The following is a 14,176-nucleotide window of genomic DNA, read 5'->3' as shown; positions in this document are numbered from 1 at the left end:
ATACCTGTTACTGTTTTCGGTCTCTCTCGAGACCGGTCGCTCACTCAAAGCTGACAGGAATTTGAATTGCTTCAAAAACCTGACTTACTTTAGTGTGAGACTCTTGATACTTTTGCTGCTCCTGATTTCGCTCCGAAGAACGACGTCAGGTCGCCACCGCATCAAGCGCCCACACTTATCGGCTGTAAATTTTTAAAGAGCAATTCGTCTTAATCGCTTCGTTTTCGTTCGCAGCGATCAGCGAAGGAGGCGAATTATGCGGGTCATTCCGGATATCGTCAAGCGACTTTCGAATATTTATTTTTGGGGCCGCTACGCCGATTTTCGGCAGCCACCGGCACTCACGCCTGTGGGGTCGCCTCTTCTGTCACCAAATCGGGGAATGGCAGCTGCGCCCTGCCCTCAGCACAATCGGATTCGAACGCACTAATGTCGTTGCCGATCAAGCGCCGACGGTCTCGACGGCGCCTTCGGGAAGCGGCTGGGGCAACCCGACACAAAACCCTTGCGCGTAGTCGATGCCAATCCCGCTGAGGCGCCCGATGATCGCCTCGCTTTCCACAAACTCGGCGATGGTCGCCTTGCCCGCGGCATGGGCCACCTGGTGAATGGACTGGACGATCGTGCGATCGAGGTCGCTGCTGGCAATCCCGCGCACGAAGCTGCCGTCGATCTTCAGATAATCCACGGGCAGACGTTTGAGGTAAGTGAACGAGGACATGCCGGAGCCGAAATCGTCGAGCGCGAATCGGCAGCCGAGTGCTCGCAGGCTCTCCATGAGGGCAATCGCTTTCGAGAGGTTGGTGATCACGGCCGTTTCCGTGATCTCGAAGCAGACGCTTTCGAAACTGATTGCGCAACGCTGCTGCTGCTGCACGATGTACGCGAGCAAGTCCTCGTCGCCGAGCGACGCGCCGGAGAGGTTGATCGACCAGACGTTTGCCGCAAGATGGCCCGCCGCGATGGCTTCGAAAGCACGGCCGATCACCCATCGATCGACGAGCGGCATCAGGTTGAAGCGCTCGGCGGCGCCAATGAAATATGCAGGAGGAGTCACATCACCCGATTCGTCGACCATGCGCAGCAGCAACTCGACGTGCACTTCCTCGCCGGGACCGCCCTCCTTGAGCGACTTGATCTGTTGCGCGTAGAGGCGGAAACGGTCGTGCTCGAGCGCCGCCTTCACGCGGGCCACCCACTCCATCTGCGTATGGGTGGTCGACTGGAGCTGATCTTCCAGGCAGTACTGGTGCACGCGGTTGCGGCCTTTTTCCTTGGCCATATAACAGGCGACGTCGGCCGCCTTCATGATGTCCCATGTCGAGATTTGCGTGTCATCCACCTCCACCACGCCGATGCTCACGCCAGTCGTCAGCAAACGCTGGTCCCAGGGTAGCCGGATGACCGTCACGGCCTCCCGCAGATCCTCCGCGACCCGCAGGGCGTCGTCGATGCAGCATTCCGGCAGCACGACGCCGAATTCGTCACCGCCCAGGCGTGCGAGGATATGGGCGACACGCAGTTGTTGCTTCAAGGCGCCGCCCACGCTGCGGATCAATTCGTCGCCGGCCGCGTGGCCGCACGTATCGTTGACGACCTTGAACTGATCGAGGTCGAGGAACATCACCGCATGCGAGCGCGTCCCGGCCTTCTCGAGCAAGCCCGATAGCCGGCGCTCGAATTCGCGGCGGTTCAGCAAACCCGTCAGATGATCGTGCGTCGCCTGATATTCGAGTTCGGCGGCATGCTTGCGCTCCGTGCTCGCGTCTCGAAGCACCATCACCGTGCCCAGCATTTCCTCTTCGTCGTCGCGAATCGTCGCCACAGAGCAGGCCACGGGCAGGAGCGAGCCATCCGGGCGCGTCACCGAGAGTCTGCGCTGCGCGTCGTCGTCGGCCGCCGCTGCCCGGTTGCGCAGGCATTGCGCAGTGACGATATTGCCGGAGCGCTCGTCGTAGAGATCACAGACATCGAACAACGGCTTCTGGCAGATATCGCGCGAGGGACGCCCGAGCATGCGCTCGGCGGCGGCGTTGCAATAGGTCACGCTCGCCTGGTTGTCCATGCGGATCACGCCGTCGTCGATCGAAGCGAGCGTGGCTTCGGTGAGGCTCTTTTCCTTCGCGGCTGCCGCTTCCGCCCGCTTGAGTTCGGAGATATCGAAGAGGCAACCGACGATGCGCGTGGCCCGGCCGCTCTCATCGCGTATGGCCTTGCCGCGTCCCCGGCACCACAGGTATCGACCATCGGCCATTCGCAACCGGTATTCGACATCATAGAGGCTGTCATGCTTCAGATGGTTGATGATGGTCTCGCGCAAGCGGAGCAGATCCGCAGGATGCACGAGCGCATTGAAAGCGCGGGTATCCATGGGGAGGTCACCTTCGCCATAGCCGAGCTGCTGGTACAGATAGCGGGAATAGTAGGCACGGTCGCTGACGAGGTCCCAGTCCCATAGTCCCGCATTGATGCCCTCGAAGCCGAGGCTCAAGCGCTCCTCGCTCAAATGCAAACGGGCGGCAAGGCGCCGGGAGAGGCGCAGCAGTAACAGCATGCCGATGCAAGCGAGCACCGCAACGGGCCACGCCATGACAGCACGGGAGTACTGGGCGAGCACGGCCGCCGCTACGGCACTCATCCACACAGGGAGGAGCACCACAACGATTCGACCGCGGCGGTTGCCTTCGGTAAGCCAGCTCACTGCGCGTGTGATCAGTCTCATGGCTGATTTAGTATTCTTCTTGGTTCAGCTTCCATGCGTCGCGTGCGCGCGGCACTACGAGACAGAGTCACAGTAAAGCGTGACGGCGTGGATCCGGAAAACGCGCAAACGGAGGAAGGCCCACGGACGGGTGGCCAAGTCTACCCGCTTTCCTTATTCCGAATGAATGGGGATTACCCGCGGAAGTTATTTATGTTTGCAGGACCAGGCATTTGCGTTCTTGCGCGCGCGAATGATAGATACAGAAAGACTGGCGAGTTTGATTTTGAACCGGCTCGCAAACGTTCGCGAGCCGGCCTTCTCGAGAATAGAAAACTGAGGCCGCCAACGCGGCCTCCTGCTTACCGGCTCTGCAGGCGGATATCGCGCGACGAAGCCCCCACATACACCGCGCTGCCAGCCACATAGGCCCAGTCGTTATGCGTCGTGTCCCAAACACTCTGCGCACGTTCGGTGATCGTCACGCGCACCGGCTGCGACTGACCCGGCTTCAGGAACACCTTCTGAAAACCAACCAGACGACGCGGCGGCTCGCCGGCATAACTCACACCCAGATACACCTGTGCCGTTTCCGCACCGGCTACGCGGCCATCGTTGCGCACCGTGAACGAGGCCGTGAGCGTATGCCCCGGGCCCTGCTTCACGGTCAGTCCCGAATAGCTGAAGTGCGTATACGAAAGGCCATAGCCGAACTCGTAAAGCGGCGTGATGTTGTTCGCGTCATACCAGCGATAGCCCATGTCCAGCTTTTCGGCATACACGGGATCGGTCGCGAAGGCGCCGTTCGTCCCCCACGTCGGCGTGTCCTGGTCGTGCACCGGGAACGTAACCGGCAGCTTGCCCGAAGGGTTCACCTGACCGAACAGCACGTTCGCAATCGCCATGCCGCCGCCCTCGCCCGGATACCACGCCTCGACGATTGCCGAGACCTGGTCCTTCCAGGGCATCAGTACCGGATTGCCGCTCTCGATGATCACGATCGTGCGCGGGTTGGCCTTCGCAACGGCTTCGACCAGCTGGTCCTGATTCGACGGGTTCGCGAGGCTCAGGCTTTGCAGATCGCCGAAGTCCTCACCCGCAGGCTGCGCCACGACGACGATCGCGACATCGGACTGGCTGGCGAGCGTCGCGGCCTGGGTGATCTCCTGCTGCGTATAGGCGCGGAACGGCTGCGTCTGATCGGTATTGCCCGCGAAGCTCACCTGCGCCGTAGGCGCGAGCTGCTGGATCGCCTGGGTGATAGGCGTATTGAGCTTGAGCCACGGGTTGGTCCACCAGCCGCAGCCCGTAGACGAAGCGAACGCGAGCCCGCCACAGCCCGAGAAGTTGCCCGTGACCGGATCGCGCGTATTGCCCGAGCCGCCGCCGCTCAGCACGGCCGTATCGGCGTGAGCGCCGATCACCGCGATCTTGTGCAGGCTCGGTGCCGAAAGCGGCAGCTGGCTGCTGTCGTTCTTCAGGAGAACGATGGATTGTTCTTCTGCGGCCTGCGTGAACGCGTTGTACTTCGCGAAGTCGATCGTGGCACCGCCCTGCGCCGGATGGTCCAGCACGCCCGTGCTGATCATCACATAGAGCTTGCGCCGCACCATGTCGTCCAGACGGTCCTGCGAAACTGCCTTCGATGCGATCGCCTGTTTGACCAGGTCGGGCGTGAGGTAGACCGTCGGGCCCACGTCCTCTTCCTCGTCGAGACCCGCGTTGATCGCTGGTGCCGTGCTATGCGTCGCGCCCCAGTCCGACTGCACCTGCCCCTGGAAACCCCAGTCCTTCTTCAGCACGTCGGTCAGCACATGCGTGTTCTCGCACGCGTAGGTGCCGTTCAGGCGGTTGTAGCTGCACATCACGCTGCCCGGCCGCGCTTCCTTCGCCGCGATTTCGAACGGCAGCAGATAGAGTTCGCGCAGCGTGCGCTCGTCGATCTGGCTGTTGCCGCCCTGGCGCCCCGTTTCCTGTTCGTTGCCGACGTAGTGCTTGATGGTGGCGATCACCTGCTGGCTTTGCGTGCCGATGGTGCGCGCCGCCAGCATTTCGCCCGCCAGCACGGGGTCTTCGCCGAGGTACTCGAAGAGGCGCCCGCCGCGCGGTTCGCGCGCGAGGTTCGTGCCGCCGCCCAGCCCCATGCCGAATCCTTGCTCGCGCAACTGGTCGGCGATGCGGGCGCCGAAGTCGCGCGCGAGGTACGGGTCCCAGCTTGCCGCGAGCGCGATCGTCGCCGGAAAGGTCGTGCTCTTCTGGCTCGTGCTGCCCGAGCCCGTTGCGGAATCAACCATATTCAGGTCGGGAATGCCCAGACGCGGCACGCCCTGAATATAGCCTGCGCCGCCGCCCGGCACGGCGCTCATCTGGTATTCGGAATGGATGAACTGCAGCTTCTCGTCCTGCGTCATGCGCTTGAGCAACAGGTCGGCACGAACGTGCGCGCCGAGGTTCTGGGGGACGGCCATCAACGGCATCGGCAACGGATAAGGTACGTCGTTGCTGCTGTCGCCGGCATGGGCGGTAGCGGCCACCGCAACCAGCACGGCGGCGGTGGGCCAACGGGTGATCCTCATATGTCTCTCCGGGAGTTCGAATACGTTATGGAGTACTGATCAGACCGGTAAGCAGGGTCTGGCAGAGCGGCCGGCCGCGTCAGGCGCCGGCAAACTTCCTGCGGGGAAACCGGTTGAGTTGCAGCGCGCAAACGTTTGCTTTTATGCATCCGCTTGGGCTTCGCCGGTTGATGTAGCAAAACTCCGAATAATCATATAAAAACTATTGAGTACCCTTACGGACTTTTATCTCAGTATTTTCCCGGCTGGCGGTAGCTAACACGCATGAAAGGCGCGAAACCGACAGGCAATCGTAAGACGGCGGTAATGTGATTGTTGCGAACGCAACGGAAATTCGAAATTCGATGTGATTTGCATGACGCCCGCGAACGCCCAGCGGCGCCCTGTGAGCGCAGCGCGCAGAGCGCGTCGCGGGCCGAAAAAAGCTAATCTGTTACGAGGCCTGCGCAAGCGGCGGCGCCCGCGCCTGCGTGCGCGAAATCGACATCACTGTAAGGAGTGGCCACGATGGAAAGGCAACGCAAGGTTCCCCGAATCGCTTCGACCCTGCTCGCTGCAACGTGCGCATTCGCTCTGGCAAGCGGCGCACTCGCGCAAACGGGCATGCCCCAAACGGAGCAGCAAGGCGACATCTCGTTCGTGTCCGGCGGCGTTGGCCGCGACGAGTCCTCCGCGCTGCGGCACGCGCGCAGCCAGTGGCCGCTCTCGATGCTGTTTACCGGCCCCGGCTCGAGCTATGTGGCCGACGTGCATGTGCAGATATCGAACGCCGGCGGCACGTCCGTGCTCGACACGCGTTCGCACGGCCCGTACATGCTCGTGCGGCTGCCCGCCGGACGCTATACGATCACCGCCACCTATAACGAGGTCACGAGGACGCAGCGCGTGAACGTCGCCGGCAACGGCAGCGCGCGTGCGACGTTCTCGTTTCCGGGCAAGCACTGAGCACGAATCGCGTCTCCAGCCTGTCGAGACGGCTCACCAGGGAACGACTCTCCCGAGGTAGTCGAGGTAATGCAGGCCGGTGCGGCCTGCGTACGCTTCGATCGTGCTGACCAGGTTGGGGACGCTCTCCTCGATGCCCAGGCGCGCTTGCGGGCCGCCCATGTCCGTGCGCACCCACCCGGGTGCCATGAGCAGCAAGGTTTTCGCGTCGTCCTGATGGCGCGCCGCATAGCTGCGCATGAACATGTTCAGCGCGGCCTTGCTGCCGCGGTAGACCTCGTGGTTGCCATTCGTGTTGTTGCTGACGCTGCCTTGCCCGGACGACATGACACCTATCGTTCCGGCCGGCTGCACGAGGTCCTGAAATGCCTCGACGACGCGCATCGGACTCAACGCATTCGTCACCATCACGCGAACGAATTCATCGGTTGAGACATCTGCAATCGTTTCACGATGGTCATTCGTGACGCCGGCGTTCACGAAGAGCAGGTCCACCCGGCGATCCTGAAGGCGATCGTGGAGTGCGGCGACCTGCTCCGGCACCGTAATATCGACCGTGTCGATTTCGAGCGCACCTTGCGAGGCCTGCGCCGCCTGTGCAAGCCGGTCCATCGAACCCGCCCTGCCGGTGGCGATCACGCGCCAGCCCCGCTCGAGGTATGCCTCGACCATGGCGAAGCCGAGTCCGCGCGACGCGCCGATGAGAAGGACCGTCTTTTGATGGGGTGATTCCTGCATCGCTATTTCCCTGTATTCAGTCGATATGGGAAATATAGTGGCGCCTCACACATGGCGGAAGACGCATGGCTTGCAGCTATGAGTTGCACGCAACGCCATGCCAAAAAGTGCCGTGCTAGCATCGGGCATGTCTGAACCCGACCTGAATCTCCTCATTGCGCTCGACGCATTGCTCGACGACGGCAGCGTGGTTGGCGCGGCGCGTCGACTGGGCTTGAGCGCCTCGGCAATGAGCCGGACCTTGACCCGCCTTCGCGAGGCGACCGGCGACCCGCTCCTCGTTCGCGCCGGCCGCGCCATGGTGCTCACGCCGCACGCCCAGGCGCTGCGCGAGCGCACGCGAAACGCGGTTCACGAAGCACGCGCCGTCCTCCTGCCGTCGGCCGCCGAGCCCGATCTCGCCACCTTGCAGCGGACCTTCACGATTCGCGCCAACGATGGTTTCGTCGAGGCCTTCGGCGCGCCGCTCATCGCCGCGGCTCGAGCTGCCGGTCACGACCGAAAACATCACGGTGTCGCAGATGTGGCATCCCCGCATCGAGGCCGATCCCGTGCATCGCTGGCTGCGGCAACTCGTGCTCGCCGTATGCCGGCAACGCGTGCCGCTGCGATGTCGCCGCGATCAATGCGCCGCGGCCTAGGCGACGATGAAGTCGATGAATGCGCGCGTCTTCGCGGGCGTGTAGTGGCGCGACGGATAGTAGACGTATAGCGGGAAGCGTTCATCGGGCCAGTCGGGGAACAGGTTCACCAGCCTGCCATCGGCAATCAGAGGCTCGGCGCCGAGCAGCAGCATTTGCGCAATGCCGGAACCGGCCAGGCACGCATTGAGCAAGGCGCCCGGATCATTCACGGTCAGCCGCCCATGCGTCGCCAGCACGACATGCTTGCGCTTGCGATGAAACTCCCACGGATAAGGCTTGCCTGTCTCGGGGTCGCGGAATTCGAGGCACCGGTGAGCGGGGCCTTCGAGATCTTCGGGGCGCAGCGGCCGGCCCCAGCGCGAGAGATAGGCCGGCGCCGCGACCGTCACGACGGCGGTATCGAGCAGCTTGCGGGCGACCAGCGTCGAGGAGCGCGGCTTGCCGAATCGCATCGCGACATCGAATCCCTCCGCCACCAGGTCGCCAAGACTATCTCTTGCGATCAGCTCGATCTCGAGTTCGGGATGAGCGTCCATGAACCGGTCGAGATCCGCGCCGAGAATCGCCCGATAGCACACCGGGTCCAGATTCACGCGCAGCCTGCCGCGCACCGCCGACGCACTCCCCGATGCCGCGATGGCCGCTTCCTCGAGCCCCGCGAGATGCGGGACGACCTGCTCGTAGAAACGGCGCCCGCCTTCGGTGAGTGAAATCGATCGCGTCGTGCGATTGAAGAGCCGGATATCGAGCCGTTTCTCCAGCCTCGCAATCGCGCGGCTCACGCCGGGCGGCGACATGCCGAGCACGTCTGCCGCGGCGGCAAAGGTCCCCGCGTCGACGACGGCGGCAAACACGCTGATCGCGCCGGAAATGTTCTCGAGTGTCGTTGTTCTCAATGTCGTCGTTCCAATGGCGGCCGGTACGGCGGCCCCTGGCAGCCTTTGGCGATGATGGCCCGGCCATCCGATTCGTGCGCCCGAGTCACTGATCTCGTGCCCTTCGCGGCATTTTGCTTCGGCCGCCCTGCGTCCAGAATGCGTCTCACCGAAACGGAACCAGGCAGCACCTCGCTGCCATCGTGTTCGGCATTTTCGACGAATTCGTCGTCGCATGCGGAGGGTTTCAAGTGTACGCAATTACAGGCATTACCGGAAAAGTGGGCGGCGCACTCGCCCGTGCGCTGCTGGCCTCGGGGCAACCGGTGCGGGCAGTCGTGCGCGACGTCGCGCGCGCCGCGTCGTGGCAAGCGCAAGGATGCGAACTGGCCACGGCAAGCATGGAAGACGCCGCCGCGCTGACCGCTGCATTCAGCGGCGCGCAGGGCGTGTTCATCCTGCTGCCTCCGCAGTTCGATCCCTCGCCGGGCTTCCCCGAGTCGCGCGCGGTCATCGACGCCGTTTGCACCGCAATCCACAACGCACGGCCCGCGAAGGTCGTGTGTCTGTCGACCATCGGCGCGCAGGCGCAAGAGAGCAATCTGCTCACGCAACTCTCGCTGATGGAGCAGGCGTTGGCCGCGCTGCCTGTGCCGGTGACTTTCCTGCGGCCCGGCTGGTTCATGGAGAACGCTGCGTGGGATGTTGCGAGCGCGCGCGACGATGGCGTGATCGAGAGCTACCTGCAACCGCTCGACCAGGCCGTGCCGATGGTCGCGACCGCGGACGTCGGCCGCCTCGCCGCCGAATTGCTCCAGCAAACATGGAGCGGCACGCGCGTGGTCGAGCTGGAGGGACCGCGCCGCGTGAGCGCGAACGACATCGCTTCTGCGTTTGCCCGCGTGCTTGGCAGACCTGTGCGCGCGGTGGCGGTGAACCGGCAGGAATGGGAGTCGCGCTTTCTGGCACAAGGCATGAAGCATCCCTTGCCGCGGATGCGCATGCTGGACGGATTCAACGAGGGCTGGATCTGTTTCTCGAAGCCCGCCGACGAGATCCTTCGCGGGCATGTCGAACTGGACGCCGTGCTCGAAGCGCTGGCAAGCGGTGCGTGACGAAAGGCATTGGCGCGAATGACGCCAAAGTTGGCGGGTTCGGCCGTGGCCCGCCGAACCCCGCCTCGTCTAGACTAACCTCGCAATCCGTTCACATTCTCTACTGGAGCGCGAATCATGTTCGATGTGCTGGCAACGAAACCTGCGGGCAGCAAAACCGCGCTCGACAACGTGCCAGGGCACGCGCTGACCGGCCGCCAGCGCCATCTCGCCGTTGGGAACGCGCGCGCAGTGCGGTATGCGCCCGCCGTCGCCCCCTTTGCGGCGATGACGGACACGACGCCTGAATCGTTCGACGCCCTGCGAGGCCTGATCGAAGAGCACGCACCCGTCGCCCTGACCACGCTGGATGCCGTGGAGCCTCCCGAGGGCTTCGCGCTGATCCGGCACGCCACGCTGCTGCAAATGGTCTGGCAAGGCGAAGCGCCTGCGCCCACCGCGCTGGAGCACGTGCGCCTAACGGAACATGACGTGCCGGAAATGCTCGCGCTGGCTGCGGCAACGCAGCCCGGCCCGTTTGGTCCGCGCACCATCGAATTCGGCGGCTACCTCGGCGTGCGCCGGGAGGGCAAGCTCGTCGCCATGGCCGGCGAGCGTATGAAGGTCGAAGGCCATACCGAAATCAGCGCCGTGTGCGTGGACCCGGCCTTCCGGGGGCAAGGGCTCGCGGCGGCCCTCATGAAGCTGCTGATGGCGGCAATCTGCGCGCGCGGCGAGACACCCTTCCTGCACGTGCTGACGTCGAATCACGGCGCCATTTCCATCTATCGCACCCTGGGCTTTGTCGAGCGCCGCGAGATGCATCTCACGGTGCTCGGCATCGCGCCATAAAGAGCCCGCTCGTTCACAACAAGTCGGTACGCAGCTCCCGCACGCCTCTTCCCAGGCGCTGCCGCAACAGGCTGCGCAGCGTCGCGCCGTCGCCGTAACCGACTTCGGCGGCGATCCTCTCCAGGTCGAGCTTGCCGCTGCGCAGCAGCGACTGCGCGTGCTCGACCCGCAAATCCTGAAAGTACGCCAGCGGCGACTTGCCGAGCACCTCCTGGCAGCGGCGCTGCAATGAACGCGAACTCGTGGCCAGCGCCTTCGCGGCGTCCTGCAACGAGAATCCCGACTTGAGATTTTTTCTCGACCATTGTTCGAAGCGCTGAATGAGCGGATCGGCTTGCGCCAGATGATTCGGGATGATGTACGGCGCCTGCGAAGATCGGATGTCTGCGAGCAGATAGCGCGACACGAGCGACGCGAGTTCCGGGCTCGCCGAACGGATCAGCCAGAGCGCGAGATCGAGATGCCCCATGGCCGCGCCGGCCGTCACGCCGATATCCGAAGGCACGAGCATGCGCGATTCGTTCAACTGAACATGCGGATAGCGTTGCCGGAAGAACGGTGCGAGCGACCAGTTGGTCGTGGCTTCGCGGTGATCGAGCAGCCCCGCCTCCGCGAGGAGGAACGTCCCCACGCACGAAGCGCCGACTCGCGCGCCCCCCGTTTGCCATTCGAGCAAGCGCGCCATGCCCTCCTCGACGTCCCGCCGCTCGAACGACTGGATCAGCTCCTGTGCGGACAACGTCACCAATGCCGGCACGATCACCCAATCGGGCTTCGCATCCGGCGCGACCGTTTGCACCGGCACCGCGAGGCCGTGAGCGGAGCGCACCCGCTTTCTCACCCCCACGAGCGCGACGTCGAAACGCGGCACGCCGCCCATGGTCGTGGCCGAAAGCTTGTTTGCGACCGAGAACGCGTCGAGCGTGACGGAGAGCCCGGTATCGAAGACGCCGTCGAGAGCCAGGATAGCGATGCGCATGGCGTAAATGCCTCTAAAGTTGTCGTTTGTGACAGTACAGCCGACGAGACCCCAACGATACACTCAATCGCGTTGCAAGTCGCAACAAACATGGATCAAGGAGGTTGTCATGAAGGTTCTCGCCATTGGATCGATCGTCAAGGAACTCACGCCCGCGCAGCGCGACGAGATCATGCCGCACGAAGTGCCGGCCACGCTCAAGCTCTACCTGGACGACAAAATCGAGCAGTACTGGTTTCGCCAGGACAAGCCGGGCGTGGTGTTTCTCATGAGTTCGGGCTCGGTCGACGATGTGACGGCCACGCTGGATACGCTGCCGCTCGTCGAGGCCGGCATCCTCGCGTTCGACCTGCTGCCGGTGGGCCCGCTCGCGCCGCTCGGCCTGCTGCTTCAAGGAAAGTAAGCGCTACCCAGGAGGCGCCGTCGACGCATGCGCCATGGGTCGTCGGCGGCCTCCTGGCAGCCTTCTTCTCCTCGCCGGAGATTTCACCTACAACGTACTGATCCGCCGCTTGTTTTCGATGCCGTCCGGCGGCGGGCGCAGAACCTTGGGGAACCTGCAGCACCTGGCAAAGGGAAGAAGGATGAAAACTAACGGTAAATACCAGATCGCCCGCGCGCTGGTCCTCGCGGCCATCGCGAGTGGCGCGGGCTATGCACATGCACAAACGGCGGCGAGCGCGCCCGGCGAGGCGTCCGCTCAGGAAGGCGCGCCCGCACAATCGGCCAGATCGGACAGCGCGTTGGTGCGCGACGTCCGCCGGGCCTTCACGCGCACCACGGGACTGAATTTCGCCAGCATCCACGTGACGGCGCATAGCGGCGTCGTCTCCCTGACGGGGTCGGTACCGCACCAGTCGCAGATCGCGCGTGCCGGCGACGCGGCGGGCTCGGTGCGCGGCGTCACCTCGGTGGAGAACCACCTGACCGTGCGGACGGCCCGCGGCAGCGGACCTTGATTGACGTATCCACAAGCGGACCTGGAAGCGGAGTCTTCGGAGGATTTGACCGGCGGCACAGCAGGATCGTCCTATTCCTCGCGCGCGCGTCCTGTCAAAGTGAGACATCGAACTTCGTTCAAGCAGCCCGCCGTATCCGGCCAGCCTGCGTCCTCGAGCCTCGTCTGCGAGACTTTCACCGATTCCGACATCGGGGGCGCCCACGCGCTTTCCCTGCAAATTCCGCTGGCCGCATCGTAGCGACCACTGGCGTTTCGCCGCCGCGACCGGACAAGCGCATCGAGAAGACGGAGCACGGCGCGCCGTTGCACGTCGATACCCAGTTCAGGCAGTTTGCAATCACGAGCCAGGCAGTGTGGTGAGCGCGGCCGCGTGGACGGCATCCGGCGTGCTACCACCCGGGCAGCGAACGGATTACCATTAGGATTCTCGTCTCGAGGGTGACGGTTATGGCTACCTATGGTATCGACGGTGTCCGCATCAGTTCCTCAACGGACCGCGTAACGCACGTGCGCTGGGCGCTGATCGACCCCCAGACGCACGACTGGCTCTCGACACCCACCATCTCCGAGGTGGCGGCCGTTACCAGCGACATCCGCTCGGGCGCCGTGGTTTATTCGGTGTTTACGCTGGGCGGCATGCGATTTCTTGGCCCGAAGATCAAGCCGGTGCCGCATCCCAACGGAATCGATGGAATCGATCTGGAAGTGCCGGACGGTAACGTCGAAAAATCCATTGACGATCTACCGCGTGTCTAGCGGCGCGTCGATTGTTCTGCCGGCTACCGGATAGAAGAGCGCGATGCGCCCGGATGGGCGCACATCGGCCGCTTGTCGACAACGTCGAACCGTTGAATCGCCGAATCAGATAATTCGGAATACCGAGTATTTGACCCGGCAATCAAACTAGCGAACGTTGCTTGTCAGTTGTAGCCCAGTATCGCCGACGTAGCGACATCTGCGCGGTCGCTTGGGTTGCCAGCCAGTACGACGGTGGGTTCGTGCAATAGCGCACGATACGGATGCAGAAACGGTTCGTTTTCCGGATCAACGTCGTCCTGTTCGATCTCCTGGGAGTGGCTGTACTCACGTTTATCCATGATCGTCTCCTGATGTAGGGTCTAGTTGTTCGACCAGTAGGGTTCCCTACACACCGACTCAGCAAGTTTGATGCCGTAGCCGCAACTGCGGCGGCCCATGCCGGGCCATCGCACGGATCCGCGCGGCCGCACGCCTTGTCCCCAAATCGCCACACGGATTCGGCCTTGCATCGACTGGCGAACTCCCTGGATAGATATTACATCACATTGTGATGCTTATACTTTCTATCCCTGCCGAGGAGTTTCTTCTGCCGCGCCCGACTATTGCGAAGTCGTGAGCTTCAGGTTCGGACGCAAGTCGTGCGTAACCGCTTCACGTTGCCCTTTGCGCAGGTCCGACACCTGTTCGATGCCCGCCTTCAGCACCTCCTCGCAAAACGCAATTCGCGTGCGGTAATACTCGGCCTGCAGTTGCGCATCCAGAACCCGCTGTTCGGCCTGGAACAGTGCCATGCGCAACTCACTCATCGCGCGTTGAGCCTGCTTCTCCGGCGTTGCGGCATTGTGGGCAATCAAGTTTGAAAGCCAATGCAACATGGATAAGCCCCCCTGTCTTCGATTTCACGATCGCACGCGTCAAGTTTGATAACCGCCCGAACTGTCGCTGGGAAAAGACTATCAGAGGCGAAGAAAACCAGTGTGTGTGCAAACGAACGTGTTGTATAAACGATGCAAAAGGTCGTATCCACGACGCGCTTTCATAGCGTGTTTTCA

General features: G+C 63.1%; 13 protein-coding genes and 1 pseudogene. 7 read left to right on the top strand and 7 right to left on the bottom strand.

The genetic code is table 11. The annotated features are described in order from the left end of the window. Positions 1-442 precede the first annotated feature (442 nt). Positions 443-2,722 carry an EAL domain-containing protein gene (locus AB4Y40_RS29165; protein WP_368690808.1) on the bottom strand — a complete coding sequence of 760 codons (2,280 nt, stop codon included), beginning with the start codon at positions 2,720-2,722 and terminating at the stop codon, positions 443-445. A 341-nt stretch (positions 2,723-3,063) separates the two neighbouring features. Next, positions 3,064-5,277 carry a glycoside hydrolase family 3 C-terminal domain-containing protein gene (locus AB4Y40_RS29160; RefSeq protein WP_368690807.1) on the bottom strand — a complete coding sequence of 738 codons (2,214 nt, stop codon included), beginning with the start codon at positions 5,275-5,277 and terminating at the stop codon, positions 3,064-3,066. A 507-nt stretch (positions 5,278-5,784) separates the two neighbouring features. Between AB4Y40_RS29160 and AB4Y40_RS29155 the strand changes: the two genes are divergently transcribed. Then, on the top strand, positions 5,785-6,222 hold the full coding sequence (locus tag AB4Y40_RS29155; RefSeq protein ID WP_368690806.1) for a carboxypeptidase regulatory-like domain-containing protein: 438 nt from the start codon (positions 5,785-5,787) through the stop codon (positions 6,220-6,222). 33 nt (positions 6,223-6,255) lie between these two features. Here the strand turns inward: AB4Y40_RS29155 and AB4Y40_RS29150 are convergent, their stop codons facing one another. Then, a complete protein-coding gene (locus AB4Y40_RS29150) occupies positions 6,256-6,960 on the bottom strand; it encodes an SDR family NAD(P)-dependent oxidoreductase (RefSeq protein WP_368690805.1) in 705 nt (234 codons plus the stop codon). 127 nt (positions 6,961-7,087) lie between these two features. Here AB4Y40_RS29150 and AB4Y40_RS29145 point away from each other — a divergent pair. Further along, positions 7,088-7,601: pseudogene (locus AB4Y40_RS29145) on the top strand (LysR family transcriptional regulator). Here the strand turns inward: AB4Y40_RS29145 and AB4Y40_RS29140 are convergent. After that, entirely contained in the window at positions 7,598-8,500 is a 903-nt protein-coding gene (locus AB4Y40_RS29140; RefSeq protein WP_368690804.1) for a LysR family transcriptional regulator, read from the bottom strand. The pseudogene AB4Y40_RS29145 and the gene AB4Y40_RS29140 overlap by 4 nt on opposite strands. Positions 8,501-8,730: 230 nt before the next feature. Between AB4Y40_RS29140 and AB4Y40_RS29135 the strand changes: the two genes are divergently transcribed. After that, positions 8,731-9,594 carry an NmrA family NAD(P)-binding protein gene (locus AB4Y40_RS29135; protein WP_368690803.1) on the top strand — a complete coding sequence of 288 codons (864 nt, stop codon included), beginning with the start codon at positions 8,731-8,733 and terminating at the stop codon, positions 9,592-9,594. A 117-nt stretch (positions 9,595-9,711) separates the two neighbouring features. Further along, positions 9,712-10,425, top strand: coding sequence for a GNAT family N-acetyltransferase (locus AB4Y40_RS29130; protein ID WP_368690802.1), 714 nt, complete (start codon positions 9,712-9,714; stop codon positions 10,423-10,425). Positions 10,426-10,438: 13 nt separating this feature from the next. Here AB4Y40_RS29130 and AB4Y40_RS29125 read toward each other — a convergent pair whose 3' ends face one another. After that, entirely contained in the window at positions 10,439-11,404 is a 966-nt protein-coding gene (locus tag AB4Y40_RS29125) for a GlxA family transcriptional regulator (protein ID WP_368690801.1), read from the bottom strand. A 109-nt stretch (positions 11,405-11,513) separates the two neighbouring features. Between AB4Y40_RS29125 and AB4Y40_RS29120 the strand changes: the two genes are divergently transcribed. The 3 genes from AB4Y40_RS29120 to AB4Y40_RS29110 all read left to right on the top strand — a co-directional run bounded on the left by AB4Y40_RS29120 (position 11,514) and on the right by AB4Y40_RS29110 (position 13,121). Then, the gene (locus AB4Y40_RS29120) at positions 11,514-11,807 is read left to right on the top strand and encodes a hypothetical protein (protein ID WP_368690800.1); all 294 of its coding nucleotides are present in this window, start codon (positions 11,514-11,516) and stop codon (positions 11,805-11,807) included. 181 nt (positions 11,808-11,988) lie between these two features. Further along, complete coding sequence (locus AB4Y40_RS29115; protein ID WP_368690799.1) at positions 11,989-12,363, top strand: BON domain-containing protein; 375 nt, start codon at positions 11,989-11,991, stop codon at positions 12,361-12,363. 449 nt (positions 12,364-12,812) lie between these two features. Further along, positions 12,813-13,121: a hypothetical protein gene (locus AB4Y40_RS29110; protein WP_028207982.1), complete on the top strand. Its 309-nt coding sequence runs from the start codon at positions 12,813-12,815 to the stop codon at positions 13,119-13,121. Positions 13,122-13,285: 164 nt separating this feature from the next. Here AB4Y40_RS29110 and AB4Y40_RS29105 read toward each other — a convergent pair whose 3' ends face one another. After that, complete coding sequence (locus AB4Y40_RS29105) at positions 13,286-13,462, bottom strand: hypothetical protein (RefSeq protein WP_368690798.1); 177 nt, start codon at positions 13,460-13,462, stop codon at positions 13,286-13,288. A gap of 261 nt (positions 13,463-13,723) precedes the next feature. After that, complete coding sequence (locus AB4Y40_RS29100) at positions 13,724-13,999, bottom strand: hypothetical protein (RefSeq protein WP_342924756.1); 276 nt, start codon at positions 13,997-13,999, stop codon at positions 13,724-13,726. Positions 14,000-14,176: the final 177 nt, after the last annotated feature.

Origin of the sequence: Paraburkholderia sp. EG287B (assembly GCF_040965595.1) — a bacterium.
In the GTDB taxonomy this organism is placed as follows: Bacteria; Pseudomonadota; Gammaproteobacteria; order Burkholderiales; family Burkholderiaceae; genus Paraburkholderia.
This window is presented reverse-complemented; position numbering and strand designations above follow the sequence as displayed.

Coding starts and splice junctions, on each gene's coding strand:
- AB4Y40_RS29110 (WP_028207982.1), top strand. CDS start 12,813: ATGGCTACCTATGGTATCGACGGTGTCCGCATCAGTTCCTCAACGGAC.
- AB4Y40_RS29155 (WP_368690806.1), top strand. CDS start 5,785: ATGGAAAGGCAACGCAAGGTTCCCCGAATCGCTTCGACCCTGCTCGCT.
- AB4Y40_RS29100 (WP_342924756.1), bottom strand. CDS start 13,999: ATGTTGCATTGGCTTTCAAACTTGATTGCCCACAATGCCGCAACGCCG.
- AB4Y40_RS29105 (WP_368690798.1), bottom strand. CDS start 13,462: ATGGATAAACGTGAGTACAGCCACTCCCAGGAGATCGAACAGGACGAC.
- AB4Y40_RS29120 (WP_368690800.1), top strand. CDS start 11,514: ATGAAGGTTCTCGCCATTGGATCGATCGTCAAGGAACTCACGCCCGCG.
- AB4Y40_RS29125 (WP_368690801.1), bottom strand. CDS start 11,404: ATGCGCATCGCTATCCTGGCTCTCGACGGCGTCTTCGATACCGGGCTC.
- AB4Y40_RS29115 (WP_368690799.1), top strand. CDS start 11,989: ATGAAAACTAACGGTAAATACCAGATCGCCCGCGCGCTGGTCCTCGCG.
- AB4Y40_RS29130 (WP_368690802.1), top strand. CDS start 9,712: ATGTTCGATGTGCTGGCAACGAAACCTGCGGGCAGCAAAACCGCGCTC.
- AB4Y40_RS29165 (WP_368690808.1), bottom strand. CDS start 2,722: ATGAGACTGATCACACGCGCAGTGAGCTGGCTTACCGAAGGCAACCGC.
- AB4Y40_RS29160 (WP_368690807.1), bottom strand. CDS start 5,277: ATGAGGATCACCCGTTGGCCCACCGCCGCCGTGCTGGTTGCGGTGGCC.
- AB4Y40_RS29150 (WP_368690805.1), bottom strand. CDS start 6,960: ATGCAGGAATCACCCCATCAAAAGACGGTCCTTCTCATCGGCGCGTCG.